We start from the raw sequence: 18,433 nt of genomic DNA, 5'->3' as shown, positions 1-18,433 counted from the left end.
GCCGATCCGGTTAGCCGCCTTACAGATCCGCACCGAACTCCTGCTCAAGCGCGGCGCGCTGGTTCGCACCAAGCCCACGAACTCGTCGCGACTCGGCGATGCCGAGTCGTTCCATGATCTGCTTCGCGCGCACCTTGCCGACTCCGGGCAGCGACTCAAGGAGAGCCGAGACCTTCATCTTGCCAATGACGTCGTCGGTGGACCCGTCCTTGATGACTTCGGAGAGGGTCACGGCGCCACGCTTGAGGCGATTCTTAACTTCGGCGCGTTCCTTGCGCGCTATCGCGGCCTTCTGCAGGGCCTCGGCGCGCTGTTCGGGAGTGAGGGGAGGAAGAGCCACTCGGGGTCACCTCGGGTTTCGTCGAAAAAAAGGTTGGTCGGGAGGGGAAACTAGCGAGTCAGAGACCCTTTCGGCAACGCGAACCTCCGTTTATGTCATCACAAATCTAAATATATTACTCTACATACACGCATCGTGACTCAAAGTAGTCAATAGCAGGTCCTGAGCGTCGACGCGCTCTCACATAGTGAAAACGAAATCGCGCCGAACACCTCCTCGAAGGCTCGCTCTCGCCTGGGTAAAATGTTCCATATGTCTGTTTCACCGGCCGCAGCGCCGCGGCGCGCAACGCGCCCCCGGTGCCCGCCGCCTCCACCATACACGCGACGGCGCGGCCGGGACGTACCGGCGCAAAGCCCTGTTCAGGGACCCGCCTCGGCCCATCGGGACAGGCGCACGCGGCCGCCCGCGCCTGGGCGCGCCCCGGTTCGCCGCCCGGCCGCCATCGGGGCGGCTGCGACATCTGCGCTTTACGCCGACTTATTTCCCGTTTTTCCATAGGGCAGGATGTTCCACGGTCAGTAGTCCCAGGGGGACATATTACCCATCGATGCGCCCCGATCACAGGCCTGGGCCGATGAATCGTCGCAGGTAGGGTTTGTTACGCCGAACACATCTCCGGTCACGAGATAACGTTTGATGCCAGTGTGACCCCTGACGACGCCGCCCGCCACCCCGATCGCGGGACCGGGCGCATTATCCGGGCTTCTCTGAACGCGGCAACATGGGCCATTCCGGGCCGGGCGGCGGCAAGAATGTACCGTTAGGCCTCCTATTGCCGGCCCAACGGCACATTCTTACGGGAAACGAACGTCGTGCGGGCGAGGGCCGCGCGGATGGCGTCGGCGGGGTTGCGGGACAGCGCGGCGTTGGGTGTCAGGTGGCGGTGACGCCCGGGCGGCGTGTCGGGTGGGCGGGGGCTGGGTGTGAGGTGGCGGCGGCGCCCGGGCGGCGTGTCAGGTGGCGGTGGCGGCGCGGCGCAGCGAGGCGCCGATGGCGGCGGCGGCTGCGCCCGGGTCCGGCGCCCTGGTGATGGGGCGGCCGATCACCAGCAGGTCCGCGCCCGCCTTGAGCGCCTCCTCCGGGGTGGCGATCCTGGCCTGGTCATCGCTGGTGGCGCCCGCGAGGCGGATGCCCGGGGTGATGAGCAGGATGTCCGGGCCGACCTCGGCACGGACGGCCGCCACCTCCTGCGGCGAGCAGACCAGTCCGCGCGCGCCCGCGCCGACCGCCAGCGAGGCCATCCGGCGCACCGCGTCGCTGACCGAGCCGTCGACGCCGAGCTCGGCGAGGGCCTTGTCACCGATCGAGGTCAGCAGCGTCACCCCGGCGACCATCGTGCCGGGAGCGGCCTCCACGGCCGCCTTGATCATGTCCGAGCCGCCCGCCGCGTGCACGGTGAGGATCTCCGGCCGCAGCTTGGCGACCGCCCGGGCGGCGCCCGCCACCGTGTTGGGGATGTCGTGCAGCTTGAGGTCGAGGAACACCCGCACGCCGCTGCCGCCGCGGACCGTCGCCACCACAGCCGGCCCGTACCGCAGGTACAGCTCCAGCCCGATCTTGACCGTGGACACGTACGGCGTGACGAGCGTCGCCCAGTGCGCCGCGACCTCGATGTCGGGCGCGTCGAGGGCGACCGCGACCGGCGCGAGCCGCCGGTCCGCCGCGCCGGCCTCCGGCCATCGGTCAAGCCCACTCGAGGCACGGGGGGCGGTTCCCCCGGCGGATGTCTGCACGACACTCTCCTCTCTCGAATCCGGTGGGGGCTCCCCTGCCGGGGCGACCCGCGCTGATGACGCCGGCCCTGCCGAGGCCGGCCGTGCTGACGCCGGCGGTGCCGACGCCAATTGCTGCTTGCGGTCCGCGACCGCCGCCACGGCGCTGCCAATGGCCCGGCTCGCCCGCTCGGTGAGCGCGGCCAGGCTGGCGCGCAGCGCCGCGCGGTCCACGGAGGTGGCGGCGTTGTCCAGCCGCGCCGTCAGCGCTTCCTGCTCCGCCTTGAGCGCGGAGTGCGCCGCCGCGAGTTCGGCGAGCGCGGGCGGTAGCGTGAACGTCCTCGCCGGCTGGTCCCCCGTCCGCATGGCGGCGCTCACCAGGCCCAGGATGAGCGCGCCCAGGTCCCGCATCAGGCCCGCGAGCTCCGCGAGGAGGTCGCCGAGCTCGGCAAGCTCCCGCAGCTCCCCCGCGGGACTGGCAGGGGAGCCCGCAGGAATGTCCTGCTCGCCGTGGCTCATGATCACTCCCCGTTATCCCACCATTACACCCAAGTATGACGCTCCGCGGCATACGCGGCCGGCTGGTGGGCCCGCCCCACGACGTCGGTCACCCGGTCTACCCCGCGCGCGGTCAGTTCCTCCTCTAGTTCCCGCTGGATCCGTGAGCACGCCGACGGGTCATGGAAGAGCACGGTGCCGACGGCCACCAGGCTGGCGCCCGCGAGCAGGAACTCCAGGGCGTCCCTGCCGGTGCGCACGCCGCCGCAGCCGATGATGGGGACGTCGGGCAGCGCCTCACGCACCGCCCACACGCAGCGCACCGCCACCGGCCTGACCGCGGGCCCGGACAGGCCGCCCGCCAGGCCGGCCAGGGCCGGCCGGAAGGTCACCGGGTCGATGGCCATGCCGGGCAGGGTGTTGATCATCGACAGGCCGTCGGCGCCAGCGGCCACGCAGGCCCTGGCCACCGCAACGATGTCGGTGACCTCCGGTGAGAGCTTCGCGAACACTGGGATGTCGTAACGGGTGCTGCCCCGCACGGCGGCCACCACGGCGCCCGCCGCGGCCGCGTCGAGCGCGAACGGCCGTCCCGCCGCCGCGGCGTCCGGGCAGCCCAGGTTGACCTCGAGCGCCGTCACCCCGGCGGAGTCGGACAGCCGGGAGGAAACCTCGCCGTACTCGCGGGTCGTGTGGCCCGCCACGGAAACGAATGCACGGGCGCCGCGCGACAGCAGCCAGGGCAGGTCGCGTTGGAGGAAGCCGTCGAGCCCGGGGCCCTGCAGCCCTGTCGACGACAGCAGGCCGCTCGGCGTCTCCGCCATCCGGGGCGCGGGATTGCCCGCCTTAGGCTCGAGGGTGACCGACTTGGTGATGATCGCGCCGATCCGCGCCACGTCGGAGAACTGCGCAAGTTCCCGCCCGCTCCCCGCGCACCCGGACGCCGTAAGGATCGGACTAGGCAGGTCCAGATGGCCGATCCTGGTCCGCAAATCAGCAGGCAATGCCGACCTCCTCCCCGCGAGCCAAAGCGCGCGCCCCCGTCCTCGGACTGAGGAGGGAGGGAGCGAGGCACGAGCGACCGAGTGACGAGGGAGAAGACGGGGGTCCCGAGCGCGCGGAGGCGAGCGGGGCAGACAGAGTGAGCGGGGAGGAAAGACTAGCTGGCATTGGTGCGCTCCCCGGCGGCGGTGGTGCCCTGCTTCGGCTTCCAGCCGGGCGCGCCGAGTGCGTCGAAGGGGATGGTGCCCACGTCGTCCCAGCGCACCAGGTCGCCGCGGAACACCGGGCCTTCCGCGCAGGCGCGGACCATGCGGGTGACGCCGTCGGTGCCCACCGCGGGCAGCACGCAGCCCATGCACAGTCCGGTGCCGCAGATCATCGCCGGCTCGGACACCAGCGCCTGCACGGGGATGCCGTACCTGCCCGCCATGGCGCACACCGAGCGGAGCACGCCGGTCGGCGCCGAGGCGTAGATGACGTCGGTGCGCGCCTGCTGCACCACTGTCGGCAGCATGTCCACCACCGAGCCGCGCGCGCCGAGTGAGCCGTCGGCCGTGGCGATGATCGCCGAACGGCCGGTGCGGCGCGCGGTCAGCGCGCCGAACACCCGGTCGGCGCTCTCCGCGCCGAGCAGGTAGTCGGTGTGCGAGCCGCGCTCGGCGAGCCTGGACGCCAGCGCGAACAGCGGCGCCGCGCCTGGTCCCACGCCGAGCAGCAGGCACGAGGCCGCGTCGCGCGGCACCGGGAAGGGCCGGCCGAGCGGCCCCACCACGTCGAGGACGTCACGCGAGCGGCAGTCCGCCAGCCACTGAGAGCCCGGCTCGCGCGGCAGGAACACGAACTCGACCGTGCCACCATGGTCGGGCCGCACATCATGGATGGAGAACGTGCGCCGCCCGATCATTCCCGACTGCGGGCCGCCCACCGCGATCGCGACAAACTGGCCGGGCCGGAACCTGGTGGCGATGGCGGGAGCGACCACGGTCATGGCGACGTACGCGTCGACGCGCCGCACGGTGAGCACCGTCCCGCGCACCTGAACCGGCGCCACGCCGCCGTCCCGATCGTTGCCTGCCATCCCGGCCGCCGCCAGTCCCCTCTGTCAGTTATCCCCGCCTACGTTATCCGCCCCTCCGCTGGCCACAGGCCAGCATCGGGGGCGAGTACTCCAATTTTGCGCCGGGGCCGAGAAGCTACTTCCAGCAAGGGCAAAATTGGAGCACTCGTTCGGGGGTCGTCCCCCCGGAAGATGGCGGAGGATTGCGCCCGATATGATGGCGGTTTTTGCCATCGGGCGCAATCCTCCGCGGCTAACCGCGCATCGCCGCCGCATGTTCCTGGAGGGAGCGGACACCCATGTCGCCGCGGATGGTGGCCTCGATGCCCTGCACCGCGGCGGCGAGTCCCGCCACGGTGGTCACGCAGGGCACTCCCCTGCGGACCGCCGCCGTGCGGATCTCGTAGCCGTCGAGGCGCACCGCGGCCGAGGCCGTCGACACCGCGCCGAACGGGGTGTTCACGATCAGGTCTACCTCACCGTCGAGGATGCGGGTGACCACGGTCGGATCCCCGTCGAGACCGGCACCGTCACTCTGCTTTCTGACGATCTTGGCACGAACACCGTTCCTGCGCAGTACCTCCGCCGTTCCCGACGTCGCCCAGATCTCGAAGCCGAGATCGGCGAGGCGCTTGACGGGGAACACCATGGCGCGCTTGTCCCTGTTGGCCACCGACACGAACACCCGCCCCTTGACCGGGAGCGAGCCGTAGACGGCCTCCTGGGACTTGGCGAACGCGGTGCCGAACGATTCGTCGATGCCCATGACCTCGCCCGTGGAACGCATCTCCGGGCCGAGCACGGTGTCCACGCCCGCCCCTGACGCGTCGCGGAACCTGCCGAACGGCAGCACCGCCTCCTTGACCGCGACCGGCGAGTCGAGCGGCAGGGTGCCGCCGTCCCCGGTGGCGGGCAGCACGCCGGAGGAGCGCAGCGAGGCGACGGAGGCGCCCATCATGACGAGCGCCGCCGCCTTGGCGAGCGGCACCGCCGTGGCCTTGGAGACGAACGGGACCGTCCGCGACGCGCGCGGGTTGGCCTCAAGGACGTAGAGCACGCCGGCGGCCAGCGCGTACTGCACGTTGAGCAGGCCGCGCACGCCGACGCCGTGCGCGATCTTCTTCGTGGCCTCGCGGATCGCCTTGATGTCGCTGCCGCCGAGGGTGATCGGCGGCAGCGCGCAGGCCGAGTCGCCAGAGTGGATGCCCGCCTCCTCGATGTGCTCCATCACCCCGCCCAGGTACAGCTCATCGCCGTCGTAGAGCGCGTCCACGTCGACCTCGATCGCGTCGTCGAGGAAGCGGTCGATGAGCACCGGATGATCCGGTGATGCCTGGGTGGCGCGGCTGACATAGCCGCGCAGCGTCGCCTCGTCGTAGACGATCTCCATGCCGCGCCCGCCGAGCACGTAGGACGGCCGGACCAGGACCGGGTAGCCGATCTCGGCCGCGGCGACCGCGGCCTCGTCGGCGGACAGCGCGACCTTGCCGAGCGGCGCGATCAGCCCCGCCTCGGCTAGGACCTCTGCGAACGCGCCGCGGTCTTCCGCGGCGTGGATCGCGGTGGGCGAGGTGCCGACGATCGGCACGCCCGCCACCTCGAGCGCCCGCGCGAGCCCGAGCGGCGTCTGGCCGCCGAGCTGCACGATCACCCCGGCGACCGGCCCGGAACGCTGCTCGGCGTGCACCACCTCGAGCACGTCCTCGAGGGTGAGCGGCTCGAAGTACAGCCGGGAGGAGGTGTCGTAGTCAGTAGAGACGGTTTCCGGGTTGCAGTTGATCATGACCGTCTCGTAGCCCGCCGCGCGCAGCGCCATCGAGGCGTGCACGCAGGAGTAGTCGAACTCGATGCCCTGGCCGATGCGGTTAGGCCCGCTGCCGAGGATGATCACCTTGTGGGTGTCGCCGCCCGGCACCTCGTCGCCCTCGTCGTAGGTCGAGTAGAGGTAGGGCGTGCGCGCCGCGAACTCGGCGGCGCAGGTGTCCACCGCGTGGAAGACGGGGCGGACGCCGAGCGAGTGGCGCAGCGCGCGGATCTCCCCCGCCGTCAGGCCGCGCAGCTCGGCGATGGCGGCGTCGGAGAACCCCTCGGCCTTCGCCGCCCATAGCAGGTCCGTGTCGAGTTCGGCGGCGCCCGCAACCGTTCTGGATACGTCTTTGAGGTGTTCCAGCTGTTCGACGAACCACGGGTCGACGCCGGTAACCTCGGCCACCGACTCGGCGCTCGCTCCGGCGCGCAGCGCCTGGAGCATCGTGTTGAGGCGGCCGTCGTGCGGGGTCCGGCAGTGGTCGAGCAGCTCGTCGGCGGTGGCGTGGATTTTCTCCGTGAACCGCAACGGGCCCGTCTGGCTCTCCAGGCTCCGCTGCGCCTTCTGCAGCGCCTCGGCGAACGAGCGGCCGATCGCCATCGCCTCGCCGACCGACTTCATGTGCGTGGTGAGCGTCTGGTCGGCGCCGGGGAACTTCTCGAACGCGAACCGCGGGATCTTCACCACCACGTAGTCCAGCGCGGGCTCGAACGACGCCGGGGTCTGGCCGGTGATGTCGTTGGGTATCTCGTCGAGCGTGTAGCCGATAGCGAGCCTGGTGGCGATCTTGGCGATCGGGAAGCCGGTGGCCTTGGAGGCCAGCGCGGAGCTGCGGCTGACGCGCGGGTTCATCTCGATGACGACCATGCGGCCGGTCGCGGGGTTCACCGCGAACTGGATGTTGCAGCCGCCGGTGTCCACGCCCACCGCGCGGATGATCTTGATGGCGGTGTCCCGCATCGCCTGGTACTCGCGGTCGGTGAGGGTCATCGCCGGCGCCACGGTCACCGAGTCGCCGGTGTGCACGCCCATCGGGTCGACGTTCTCGATCGAGCAGACGATCACCACGTTGTCGTGGCGGTCGCGCATCAGCTCGAGCTCGAACTCCTTCCAGCCGATGATCGACTCCTCGAGGAGGACTTCGGTCGTCGGGCTGGCGTCCAGGCCGGACCCGGCGATCCTGCGCAGGTCCGCCTCGTTGTACGCGATGCCCGAGCCGAGGCCGCCGAGGGTGAAGGAGGGGCGGACCACGACGGGGAAGCCGAGGCCGTTCCCTTCGTCGGGGGCGCCTGGGCTGCCGTAGGTAGCGGCGAGGCACTCCTCGATGGTGTGGCAGATGAGCGAGCGCGGCACCTCGGCGCCGAGCCCGGTGACGATGCCCTTGAACTTCTCCCGGTCCTCGCACGCCTCGATCGCGTCGATGTCGGCGCCGATCAGCTCGACGCCGTACTTCTTGAGCGTGCCGTTGGCGTGCAGCGATACCGCGGCGTTGAGCGCGGTCTGGCCGCCGAGCGTGGGCAGCACGGCGTCCGGGCGCTCCTTGGCGATCACCTTGGCGAGCACGTCGGGGGTGATCGGCTCCACGTAGGTGGCGTCGGCGAACTCCGGGTCGGTCATGATCGTGGCCGGGTTGGAGTTGACCAGGGAGACCCTGATCCCCTCGGCCTTCAGCACCCGGCAGGCCTGGGTGCCCGAGTAGTCGAACTCGCACCCCTGCCCGATCACGATCGGACCTGACCCGATCACCAGGACGGACTTGAGGTCTTCACGGCGCGGCATGGCTTACTTCTTCCCTCGTCCGTGCGCACTGGCCATGAGCCCAGTGTCCATTAGGGCTGCGAACTGGTCGAAAAGGTCCACCGCGTCGTGCGGGCCAGGCGCGGCCTCGGGGTGGTACTGGACGCTGAAGGCGGGACGGTCGAGCAGCCGGATGCCCTCTACCACGCCGTCGTTGAGGTTCACGTGGGTCACCGCGGCCTCGCCGTACGGTGTGCCGAACGGCTTGCGGGCGCCTGGCGGCACGTGCGCCCAGGCATCGCCTGTGCGGCTGGTGTCGGCCTCCGGCGGGAGCGCCGCGGCGAAGCCGTGGTTGTGGCTCGTGATGTAGACCCGGCCGGTGGCCAGGTCCATGACCGGCTGGTTCACGCCGCGGTGGCCGTAGCGGAGCTTGTAGGTGTCAAGGCCGATGGCGCGCGACAGGATCTGGCTGCCGAAGCAGATGCCGAAGATCGGCACGCCGGCGTCGAGGACGCCGCGCATCGCGGCCACCGCGTACCCGGCGGCGGCGGGGTCGCCCGGCCCGTTGGAGAAGAACACCCCGTCCGGGCTGACGGCGAGGATGTCCCTGGCCGTGGAGGTGGCCGGCAGCACCTTTACCTCCATGCCGCGCTGCGCCATGTTGCGCGGGGTGGCGGCCTTGATGCCGAGGTCGACGGCGGCGACCCGGTACCTGGTGGCGACGCCGCTCGGCGGCGCCACCGTGTACGGGTGCGGCGTGGTGACGATCCGCGCCAGGTCCGCGCCTGTCATGCCGGGGCTGGCGAGGACGCGCTCGAGCAGGCGTGCTGGGTTGTTCTCGACCGTGGATACCGCCGCGCGCATCGCGCCGTGCTCGCGCAGCCGCATGGTGAGCGCGCGGGTGCCAGGCACCGAGATGCCGGTGATCCCCTGCGCCTTGAGCTCAGCCTCCAGGCTGCGCTGCGCCCGCCAGCTTGAGGCGAGCCGCGACGGCTCGCGGACCACGTAGCCGCTGACCCAGATGCGGTGGCTCTCCGGGTCCTCGTCGTTGATGCCGGTGTTTCCGATGTGCGGTGCGGTCATGGCGACGATCTGGCCGCAGTAGGACGGGTCGGTGAGCGTCTCCTGGTAGCCGGTCATGCCGGTGTTGAACACCATCTCGCCGAACGACTCGCCATAGGCGCCGAACCCCTTGCCGCGCAGGGTGGTGCCGTCCTCGAGGACCAGCATCGTGTCGGGGCCTGTAGAGCTCATCGGGTTACCTTTCCGTCAAGTACCGTCGCGCCGCCGCGCAGGAACGTCGCGACCACGGCGCCGGGCAGCGGCATCCCGGTGAACGGGCTGTTGCGGCTCTTGGAGGCGTGCGCGGCCGGGTCCACTGGCGTGGCGGGGACAGCGGGGTCATACAGCGTCAGGTTCGCGGGAGCGCCAGCGGCGAGCGGCTGGCCGTGGCCCGGCACGCGGCCGATCGCGGCCGGGCGCGCGGACATGCGGTCCGCGACGCCGGCCCAGTCGAGCAGCCCGGTGTCGACCATGGCGAGCTGCACGACGCGCAGCGCTGTCTCCAGGCCGGTCATGCCGTTGGCCGCCTCGGCCCACTCTGTCTCCTTGGCCTCCACCGGGTGCGGGGCGTGGTCGGTGGCCACGCAGTCGATGGTGCCGTCGGCCAGGGCGAGCCGCAGCGCCTCGATGTCCGCCTTGGTGCGCAGCGGCGGGTTGACCTTGAACCGCGGGTCGTACTCCACGGCCAGGTCGTCGGTGAGCAGCAGGTGGTGCGGCGTCACCTCGGCAGTCACCCGCCAGCCCTTGGACTTGGCCCAGCGGATGATCTCCACGCTGCCCGCGGTGGAGACGTGGCAGACGTGCAGGGCGGAGTCCACGTGCGCGGCGAGCAGCACGTCGCGCGCGATGATCGCCTCCTCGGCGGCGGCCGGCCAGCCGGCCAGGCCGAGCCTGCTCGACATCTCCCCCTCATTCAGCTGCGCGCCCTCGGTCAGCCTCGGCTCCTGCGCGTGCTGCGCGATCACGCCGTCGAACGCCTTGACGTACTCGAGCGCCCGGCGCATCAGCAGCGGGTCGGCGACGCAGAAGCCGTCGTCGGAAAAGACGCGGACCCGGGCCGCGGAGTCGGCCATCGCGCCGAGCTCGGCGAGCTGCTTGCCGTGCAGCCCCACGGTGACCGCGCCGACCGGGCGGACGTCGGCGTACCCGGCCTGCTCGCCGAGCCGCCAGACCTGCTCGACCACGCCTGCCGTGTCGGCGACCGGCTCAGTGTTGGCCATCGCGTGGACCGCGGTGTAGCCGCCGAGTGCGGCGGCGCGGGTGCCCGTCTCCACCGTCTCCGCGTCCTCACGGCCCGGCTCGCGCAGGTGCGTGTGCAGGTCAACGAGGCCGGGCAACGCAACTAGGCCGGCCGCGTCGAGCACGGTCGCGTCCGGCGCGCTGACGCCGTCGCCGATCGCGGCGATGACGCCGTCCTTGAGGTGAATGTCCTTCGGGTCTCCGCCCGTGACGGCGGCGCCCCTGATCAGCCACTCCTCGCTCATGCAGCTTCCTCCCCATCCGCCATGCCGCCGAGCATCAGGTAAAGGACCGCCATCCGGACAGTCACGCCGTTGGCGACCTGCTGGACGATCGTTGACCGGGCGGAGTCCGCCACGTCGGCCGCGATCTCGACGCCGCGGTTCATCGGGCCCGGGTGCATCACGATGGCGTGCTCGGGCAGCAGCGCCATCCGGCCCGTGTCGAGGCCGTAGCGGCGGCGGTACTCGCGGATGGTCGGGAAGTAGGCGGCGGTCATCCGCTCCTGCTGTACCCGCAGCATCATCACCACGTCGCTCTTGCGCAGCTCGCTGTCCAGGTCGTAGCCGGCCCGGCATGGCCACGTGTCGACCGCGTGCGGCATGAGGGTGGGCGGGGCGACCATGGTGACCTGCGCGCCGAGCGTGGACAGCAGCAGCACGTTGGAGCGCGCCACCCGGGAGTGCAGCACGTCGCCCACGATCGTCACCCGCAGGCCGTCAAGGTCCCTGCCGCGCCGGTCGGCCTCGGCCCCTGCTCCCGCCCCGATGAGCCGCTGGCGCATCGTGAAGGCGTCGAGCAGCGCCTGGGTGGGGTGCTCATGGGTCCCGTCGCCCGCGTTCACCACGCGGCCGCTGATCCACCCGGTCAGCCGCCGCGGCGCGCCGGAGGCAGGGTGCCTGATCACCACGGCGTCCGCGCCCATGGCCTCCAGGGTCAGCGCGGTGTCCTTCAGCGACTCGCCCTTGGCGACGCTCGACCCTTTGGCGGAGAAGTTGATGACGTCGGCGCTCAGCCGCTTGGCGGCGGCCTCGAATGAGGTCCGCGTCCGCGTGGAGTCCTCATAGAAGAGGTTGACCACGGTCCGGCCGCGCAGGGTGGGCAGCTTCCTGATCGCCCGCCCCTCCACGCTGGCCAGTTCCTCGGCCGTGTCCAGGATCAGCACGGCGTCATCGCGGCTCAGGTCGGCCGCGGAGATGAGATGCCGGTTCACGCCTGTCCCTCCCCGAGCAGCACCAGATCCTCGCCGTCGGTCTCGGTCAGCAGCACGCGCACCTTCTCGCGGTGCGCGGTGGGCAGGTTCTTGCCCACGTAGTCGGCGCGGATGGGCAGTTCTCTGTGGCCGCGGTCGACGAGGACCGCGAGCTGGACCGAACGCGGCCTGCCGAGGTCGTTAAGCGCGTCGAGTGCGGCGCGGATGGTGCGCCCGGAAAAGAGCACGTCGTCGACGAGGACCACGGTCTTGCCGTCCACCCCGTCGGACGGCACCTGGGTCCGCTGCAGCGCGCGGGCCGGCCGCAACCGCAGGTCGTCGCGGTGCATGGTCACGTCGAGCGAGCCGAAGGCCGCCTGCGTGCCCTCGAACTCGCCGATCCTGGTCGCCAGGCGCCGTGCCAGGTAGACGCCGCGGGTGGGGATGCCGAGCAGCACGATCCCCTCGCCGCCATGGGTGCGCTCGAGGATCTCGTGGGCGATACGGCTCAGCGCGCGCCGGATCTCCTCCGGGGTGAGTACCGCTTTCCAGCCCGTGGAATCGAGCTTGCTCCCACCGCTTCCGCCGGGAAGCGCGGAGCCACCGGAATCGCCAGGGCCACTGGACTTGCCTGGGCCGCTGGACTCGCCTGGGCCGCTGGGGCCCGGCTCGTGAACTGGTTCAGGCCGCATCGCGCACACCAGTCACGACCTCCTTTCCCGTCTCACGGGACGGTCCTTAAAGGATGCCTACGTCTCCACCGTATCAGCACGATTCCCGCAGGTAGCGGATGCCATGTTTGGCACCGGGCGCGGCGGGCAGGCCGGCACGGACAGTTGGCCACCAGTGGCAACACAATCACCACAGAAAGTCACTAGACTGGTGTTTCCCCGGCTCGCCGATAATCCCCCTCCGTAACTTTCCAGCCCGCCGTCACGAGCAACCTGTCCGCTGATTCCCGGTGCGCCCGTCAGCTGGCCTCACTACACGTCGACCACACGTCCCGGGAAGATGTGATTTGCGTCACATTGGACATACGCCGCCATAACGTTCCGAGAGCGACCGCCAGGCCCGCTTTGACCCCTCTGTGCACGGGAAAGCCGATTACAGCGGGGGTTGTCGCGTTCGGGCGGGGGGTACACACCACTAGGGAAGGGCAATGCCGGTTACTGGACGAGTTCAACCAGTTTTTGCCATTCGGCTTGACCTTGTCGCTATTGCCGCTTACCGTCACTGTGCGTAACCGTTACCGTAAGCGACGACTGGCCGGGAAACCGAGGAAAAATGCCATCTGAGTACGCCAAGACCCTGGGCGCGCGACTGCGCGCCATCCGCACCCAGCAGGGCCTCTCACTGCACGGTGTCGAGGAGAAGTCCCGCGGCCGCTGGAAGGCGGTTGTGGTCGGCTCCTACGAGCGCGGCGACCGGTCGGTCACGGTGCAGAAGCTCGCCGAGCTTGCGGAGTTCTACGGCGTTCCGGTCTCCGAGCTCCTGCCCGGCGACGCGGCGCCGACTCCCATCGCGACGGCGCCGAAGCTGGTGATCGACCTTGAGCGGATGAACCAGCTGCCCAAGGAGAAGGTCGGCCCCCTCGCCCGCTACGTGGCCACCATTCAGGCCCAGCGCGGCGACTACAACGGCCGGGTGCTCTCCGTGCGGCACGAGGACCTGCGGTCGCTTGCGGTCATCTATGACAAGTCGCCTGCTGACCTCACTGAGGAGCTCATTAGCTGGGGTGTGCTTGACGCCGACGCGCGCAGCAACTCCATCGAGTCCTTCTAAGGCTCCCCCTGGGCTTCACCGCCCGGCAGGGGCGTAACGGCCCCGCTGCCCCATCCGGCGTGACCCGGCGATCGCCGGGTGGGGTGGTCACGCTGTTTCAGCTCGCGTGCCGCAGTGACAGCGGCAGCATGGGCTCACCCTCGAGGCCGAGTGCCCGCTCGGCCACCGTCAGGAACGTCCCGGCGTCGCGCAGCAGGTCGTCCGCCTCGCGCGCGGTCGCCGCCCTCGGCAGTCCAGCCTCGGCCGCGGCGCGCTTGGCAGCGCTTGCCGCGAAGAACGCCGCCCACTCGGCGAGCGCCGGCTCCACCTGCGGCAGCAGCTCCCAGACCGATCGCGGCCTGCGGCGTCGCGATCCCGTGCCCGGCTCGCCCCGCGCCGCCACGATCGCCGCCGCCGCGCGCAGCGCGGCCAGGTGCGCGCCAATGTAACGGGTTCCCGTGTCCGTCTCCGTCTCCGCCTCAGCCAGGCCCTGCCGTGCGTTGCGCAGCAGGGTCAGCGCCGTGGCGGGCAGGCGGGCAGGCACAGGAGTCGGAAATGGCCCCGCAGCCTTAAAAGGCAACGCGTTGCCCGCGGACGGTCCCGCCGTCGTCAGCGTGCCGCTCATGGTCATCACTTCCTTCAGGTGATGCGCCGAAGTCCGCCGTCGTCAGCCCGGGGAGGGCCTTGCCCGCGATGGCTTGCCCGCGATCGGGAGAATCCGCCGGCCGGGCGAAGCGCTTCCCCACGCCCCGCCCGGCCGGCACCGGCCGCCAGGGGTCGCGGCGACCGGAGTCAACCCCGTCATTCGAACACATTCTCATTCGAACACAGGTTCGCGTCAAAGTCCAGCCCATTTGCTGACGAGTTCGAAGTTACCCAGGGGGTCTGACATTCCTGGTGCGTGACTGTCGTCAGGGGTGTGCGACACGTTTATTGAGGTCCCGCGTTTTGGCTGGTTATGCTGGGAGCCTGGTTGCTCATGCTGCAATCAGGTGAAGGGGCATCCATGACCGAGCCGACGCTTTCGGATCTGGAGGCGGAGCGGGACCGGCTGTATGCGCGGCTGGCGGCGGTGGGCGACTTCCGTCGGGGGTCGGTGAGCGAGAACTGGCGCCGGTGCGGCAAGCCGAACTGCGCGTGCGCGCAGCCGGGTCATCCTGGTCACGGGCCGCGGATGCTGTGGACCCGGTCGGAAAGCCAGGGCAAGACGGTGGGCCGGCAACTGGCGGCAGGAGAAGTTGACAAGGTCCGCGGCGAGATCGCGCGGCACGCGGAGTTCACCGAGATCTCGCGGAAGATCGTGGAGGTGAACGAGCGGATCTGCGAGGCCAGGCCGGCGGCCGGCACGCAGCCGTCCTCCGTGCCGGAGGACGGCGAAAAAAGGGGGTCTCCGCCGCGCTCGCGGCGGCGTGGTCCGCTGAGGTAGGGCGGCTGGCGGGGGAGGCAGCGCGGGCGCTTGCCCCGGGCGGGGACGGCCTGGCGGCGGCCGAGGCCGTGATCCGGGAGGGCGTGCTGCGGCTCGGCGGCGGGATCCTGGGGGAACTGCTGTCCGCCGACACCGGCTACCGTGGTCCCCGGGTGGCCTGCGGGAACGGGCACGAGGCCGCGTTCACGGGTTACCGGGGCAAGGTCATCGACACCGTCGTCGGGGAGGCACGGCTCCGCCGGGCCTGGTACCACTGCGCCCGGTGCAGGCGCGGGCGCGGGCACGGCCGGGGGCTGGCCCCGAGGGATGCCGAGCTCGGGATCACGGGAGCCTCTCTGTCGCCCGGGCTGGCCGCGATGGCCGCCACCGCCGGGGCAGCTGTCCCGTTCGCCAGGGCCGCGGGGCTGATAAGGGACCTGGCCGGGATCCGGCTGACCGTCAAACGGGTCGAGCGGGCCGCCGAGGCGGCCGGCGCGGCCGGGGCCGCCGCCGCCCGGCAGGAGGCCGGGCTCGTCGCCCGCCGCAAGGTCGTCCCGCTGCCGCCGGCCCCGCTGCCGGACAAGCTCTACGCCGTCATCGACGGCACCGGAGTCCCCGTCACCAGGAAGGAGACCGAGGGCAGGGACGGCAAGGGCGAGGACGGCCGGGCACGCACCCGCGAGGTCAAGATGGCCGTCTTCTTCACCCAGGACAAGGTGAATGACGAGGGCTACCCGGTCCGGGACCGGGCCTCTTCCAGCTACATCGCCACCTTCGAGCCCGCCAGCCAGTTTGCGGGCCTGGTGAAGGCCGAGGGCATCCGCCGCGGCTCCGATCACGTCCGCCAGATGACCGTCATCGGCGACGGCGCCGCCTGGATCTGGAACATCGCCAGCGACAAGTTCCCCGGGGCGACCCAGATCGTCGACCTTTACCACGCCCGCGAGCACCTGCACTCCCTCACCCGGTCGCTGGAGTTCATGCTGCTCGGCCGCAAGGACGAGTGGCTCGCCGCCCGCCTCGAAGACCTCGACTACGGCTACATCGACGGCATCGTGGACGCCACCAGGAAGTATCCCCTGATCGGAATCAAGAAAGACGAGGTCGACAAGGAGCTCGGCTACTTCCTCAACAACGCCCCGCGGATGCGCTATCACTGGTTCCGCCAATGCGGGCTGTTCGTCGGCTCTGGCGTCGTCGAGGCCGGATGCAAGTCCGTCATCGGCCAGCGCCTCAAGCAGTCCGGCATGCACTGGACCGTTGACGGCGCCGACTCGATCATCGCCCTGCGCACCGCCGAAGCCAGCAGCCAGTGGGAAGCCACCTGCCTCAACCGGCACAACCAGACACCAGCCGCCTGACCAGCCGGTCACCAAAGATGATCTTCAGCCCCTACAAAAGTGTCGCGCACCCTGTCGTCAGCCGATGCCGCCGCGGCAGCGTTCGCCTGATGCATACCATTGCCTGATGAGGGTCAGTTACCGCGAGCTCGGGCCCGCGCAGTTCCGGGCCGCGATCCGCGAGCTCCTCGCCGTGTACTCCGCCGCGATGAACCCGCCGGACCGCACGCTGTCCGGGCGGGAGGCCATCATGGAGCGGCACGCGGCGAGCCCTGGCTTCCGCGGCCTGACCGCGCACGACGACGGGCGGCTCGTGGGCTTCTGCTACGGATTCCACGGGGAGAACGGGCAGTGGTGGCACGACATGGTGGCCGCCGCCCTCGGCTCGCGCTGCGGCGGTACGGGCTCCGCTGGCGCGGTCTCCGCGCAGCGCGGCTGGCTCGACGACTCCTTCGAGATCGCCGAGCTGCACGTGCTGCCGACGTCGCAGGGCAAGGGGATCGGCCGCTCGCTGCTGCTGACAATCGCCGCCGGGCGGCCCGAGCGCACCGCCGTGCTTTCCACGGCCGACGCCCCGACCCGCGCCAGGCGGCTGTACCGCGGCGTCGGGTTCACCGACCTGCTGACGGACTTCCGGTTCTCCGGCGGCGAGCCACCCTACGCGGTCATGGGCGCGACGCTGCCGCTCGACGCGAGCGCGGCGCCGCGGTCCCCCAGGCCAAGCAGCTGGTAGATCTCCATCGTCGCGCGCGAGGCGTTGAGCGTGATGAAGTGCAGGCCGGGCACTCCCTCGTCGAGCAGCCTTGCGCACATCTTGGCCGCGTAGTCGACGCCGATGGCGCGGACCGTCGCCGCGTCGCCGCGCGCGTCCGCCTCCCTGAGCTGGTCGAGCAGCCCGACGGGTACCTTACAGCCGCTGAGCTTGATCGAGTTTTCGACAACGCGGAGGCTGGTGACCGGCATGATCCCCGGGATGATCGGCACGTCGCAGCCGTGCCTGCCGACCCGGTCCCTGAGCCTTAGGTAGTCCTCGGGGTAGAAGAACATCTGGGTGATGGCGAAGTCGGCGCCCGCACGGCACTTCTCGAGGAAGTGCCTGGTGTCCGTCTCCTCATCGGGCGAGCGCGGGTGCAGCTCGGGGAACGCGGCCACGCCGACGCTGAAGTCACCAGAGGCCTTGACCAGTTCGACGAGCTGGCTGGCGTAGCGGAAGCCCTCGGGGTGGGCAACCCACGGCCCGTTCGGGTCGCCCGGCGGGTCGCCGCGCAGCGCAAGGACGTTGCGCACGCCGACGCTCGCGAGGCTGCCGATGACGTTGCGCAGCTCGGCAACCGAGTGGTTGACCGCGGTGAGGTGAGCCATCGGGTTCAGCTCGGTCTGCTCGGCGATCGCGCCGGTCATCTGGACGGTGCCCGCGCGCGTGGAGCCGCCCGCTCCGTACGTCACGGAGACGAACGCGGGCTTGAACGGCTCGAGGCGGCGCATGGTGCCCCAGAACTGCTGCTCCGCCTGTTCGGTCTTAGGCGCGAAGAACTCGAAAGAGAACGACTGTCCCGTTTTCAGGATGTCGGCGATCTTCGGCGTTGGCCGTGAGACGCGGCGGGCTTGCTGGGACGCGAGCGAAGCCTTTGGCAGTCGCGGTCTGGGCGGCATGTGTCTAAGCATAACCGGAAGGTCAAGTTTTTATGCTTGGACCACAACATACCGCTCGAGACACCCGGCGAAACCCGACCATCCGGGCACGCCAAAAGCGCGCGTCACGAGATCGCGCGACGGCGTTAGGTGTTGATGACCGCGCTCCGCTCAGCGCGCGGCCCAGCGGAAGGAAGGGCAGGCGCTTGGCGCCGTCGCGGACAGGCATGCGCGCCCGCGACGGCGCGGCCGCCGTAACGGGCTAAAAGGCCAGCGCCTGGGCTCGGCGGTTGACCTCGGTGCCGCGGTGCTTGTAGAGCGCGTCTATCGGCGTGCCGGGCAGCGTCTCGTCGGCCGTGAACAGCCAGCGGAGGGCTTCCTCGTCGTCGAACCCGCAGTCGAACAGGACCGTCAGCGTGCTGGACAGGCCCTTGACGACCTGCTCGCCGTCGAGGAACGCGGCGGGGATCGCGCGATCGCCGTTGGGACGGGTGACCGCGAGGAGCTTGCGGTCGCGGAGGAGCTGCTTGACCCGGCTGATGGGGAGACCAAGCCGGGTGGCCACCTCGGGGAGGGACAGCCATTCGCCGACGAGGGAGTCAGCCACGGGGTTTATTTGTGCCACGAGTCCAATGTCCCACGTCTT

The 18,433-nt window shown here is 70.5% G+C and carries 15 protein-coding genes and 1 pseudogene; 4 read left to right on the top strand and 12 right to left on the bottom strand.

All coding sequences use genetic code 11. From position 1 onward, the window contains the following. Positions 1–19: 19 nt before the first annotated feature. From mihF to pyrR, 9 genes and pseudogenes are all read right to left on the bottom strand, one after another. Positions 20–340 (bottom strand): integration host factor, actinobacterial type, encoded by a 321-nt coding sequence (mihF, locus tag EAS64_RS22050; RefSeq protein ID WP_145855603.1) that lies wholly within the window; start codon positions 338–340, stop codon positions 20–22. A 956-nt stretch (positions 341–1,296) separates the two neighbouring features. After that, positions 1,297–1,989, bottom strand: a pseudogene (gene pyrF, locus EAS64_RS45985) (orotidine-5'-phosphate decarboxylase); the annotation flags it as partial. A 608-nt stretch (positions 1,990–2,597) separates the two neighbouring features. Beyond that, positions 2,598–3,557 carry a dihydroorotate dehydrogenase gene (locus tag EAS64_RS22040; protein WP_145855601.1) on the bottom strand — a complete coding sequence of 320 codons (960 nt, stop codon included), beginning with the start codon at positions 3,555–3,557 and terminating at the stop codon, positions 2,598–2,600. A 155-nt stretch (positions 3,558–3,712) separates the two neighbouring features. Continuing rightward, entirely contained in the window at positions 3,713–4,633 is a 921-nt protein-coding gene (locus EAS64_RS22035; protein WP_145855599.1) for an iron-sulfur cluster-binding protein, read from the bottom strand. Between the two features lie 232 nt (positions 4,634–4,865). Further along, a complete protein-coding gene (gene carB / locus EAS64_RS22030; RefSeq protein WP_145855597.1) occupies positions 4,866–8,198 on the bottom strand; it encodes a carbamoyl-phosphate synthase large subunit in 3,333 nt (1,110 codons plus the stop codon). A 3-nt stretch (positions 8,199–8,201) separates the two neighbouring features. Further along, positions 8,202–9,410, bottom strand: a complete 1,209-nt coding sequence (gene carA / locus EAS64_RS22025) for a glutamine-hydrolyzing carbamoyl-phosphate synthase small subunit (protein ID WP_145855595.1) — start codon at positions 9,408–9,410, stop codon at positions 8,202–8,204. After that, complete coding sequence (locus tag EAS64_RS22020; RefSeq protein WP_145855593.1) at positions 9,407–10,702, bottom strand: dihydroorotase; 1,296 nt, start codon at positions 10,700–10,702, stop codon at positions 9,407–9,409. The genes carA and EAS64_RS22020 overlap by 4 nt, the downstream gene beginning before the upstream one ends. Beyond that, complete coding sequence (locus EAS64_RS22015) at positions 10,699–11,670, bottom strand: aspartate carbamoyltransferase catalytic subunit (RefSeq protein WP_145855591.1); 972 nt, start codon at positions 11,668–11,670, stop codon at positions 10,699–10,701. The genes EAS64_RS22020 and EAS64_RS22015 overlap by 4 nt, the downstream gene beginning before the upstream one ends. Beyond that, positions 11,667–12,341: a bifunctional pyr operon transcriptional regulator/uracil phosphoribosyltransferase PyrR gene (gene pyrR, locus EAS64_RS22010; protein ID WP_145855589.1), complete on the bottom strand. Its 675-nt coding sequence runs from the start codon at positions 12,339–12,341 to the stop codon at positions 11,667–11,669. The genes EAS64_RS22015 and pyrR overlap by 4 nt, the downstream gene beginning before the upstream one ends. Before the next feature lie 592 nt (positions 12,342–12,933). On the opposite strand from pyrR, the gene bldD reads away from it, so the two are divergent. Next, a complete protein-coding gene (gene bldD, locus EAS64_RS22005; RefSeq protein ID WP_145855587.1) occupies positions 12,934–13,431 on the top strand; it encodes a transcriptional regulator BldD in 498 nt (165 codons plus the stop codon). A 97-nt stretch (positions 13,432–13,528) separates the two neighbouring features. Here the strand turns inward: bldD and EAS64_RS22000 are convergent, their stop codons facing one another. Beyond that, a complete protein-coding gene (locus EAS64_RS22000; protein ID WP_187366094.1) occupies positions 13,529–14,035 on the bottom strand; it encodes an SAV_6107 family HEPN domain-containing protein in 507 nt (168 codons plus the stop codon). A 381-nt stretch (positions 14,036–14,416) separates the two neighbouring features. On the opposite strand from EAS64_RS22000, the gene EAS64_RS21995 reads away from it, so the two are divergent. The 3 genes from EAS64_RS21995 (at position 14,417) to EAS64_RS21985 (ending at position 16,888) form a co-directional block, all read left to right on the top strand. Further along, positions 14,417–14,836 (top strand): DUF6788 family protein, encoded by a 420-nt coding sequence (locus tag EAS64_RS21995; protein ID WP_145850856.1) that lies wholly within the window; start codon positions 14,417–14,419, stop codon positions 14,834–14,836. Continuing rightward, on the top strand, positions 14,731–16,176 hold the full coding sequence (locus tag EAS64_RS21990; RefSeq protein ID WP_145855585.1) for an ISKra4 family transposase: 1,446 nt from the start codon (positions 14,731–14,733) through the stop codon (positions 16,174–16,176). The genes EAS64_RS21995 and EAS64_RS21990 overlap by 106 nt, the downstream gene beginning before the upstream one ends. A gap of 106 nt (positions 16,177–16,282) precedes the next feature. Then, on the top strand, positions 16,283–16,888 hold the full coding sequence (locus EAS64_RS21985) for a GNAT family N-acetyltransferase (protein WP_145855583.1): 606 nt from the start codon (positions 16,283–16,285) through the stop codon (positions 16,886–16,888). Here the strand turns inward: EAS64_RS21985 and metF are convergent. Continuing rightward, the gene (metF, locus tag EAS64_RS21980; RefSeq protein WP_145855581.1) at positions 16,813–17,808 is read right to left on the bottom strand and encodes a methylenetetrahydrofolate reductase [NAD(P)H]; all 996 of its coding nucleotides are present in this window, start codon (positions 17,806–17,808) and stop codon (positions 16,813–16,815) included. The genes EAS64_RS21985 and metF overlap by 76 nt on opposite strands. 241 nt (positions 17,809–18,049) lie before the next feature. Continuing rightward, positions 18,050–18,394 (bottom strand): Rv2175c family DNA-binding protein, encoded by a 345-nt coding sequence (locus EAS64_RS21975; RefSeq protein WP_246115805.1) that lies wholly within the window; start codon positions 18,392–18,394, stop codon positions 18,050–18,052. Positions 18,395–18,433 lie beyond the last annotated feature (39 nt).

The organism is Trebonia kvetii (assembly GCF_007827045.1).
GTDB lineage: Bacteria > Actinomycetota > Actinomycetes > Streptosporangiales > Streptosporangiaceae > Trebonia > Trebonia kvetii.
The sequence above is the reverse complement of the archived record's forward strand: the minus strand, read 5'-3'. Positions and strand labels throughout refer to the sequence as shown.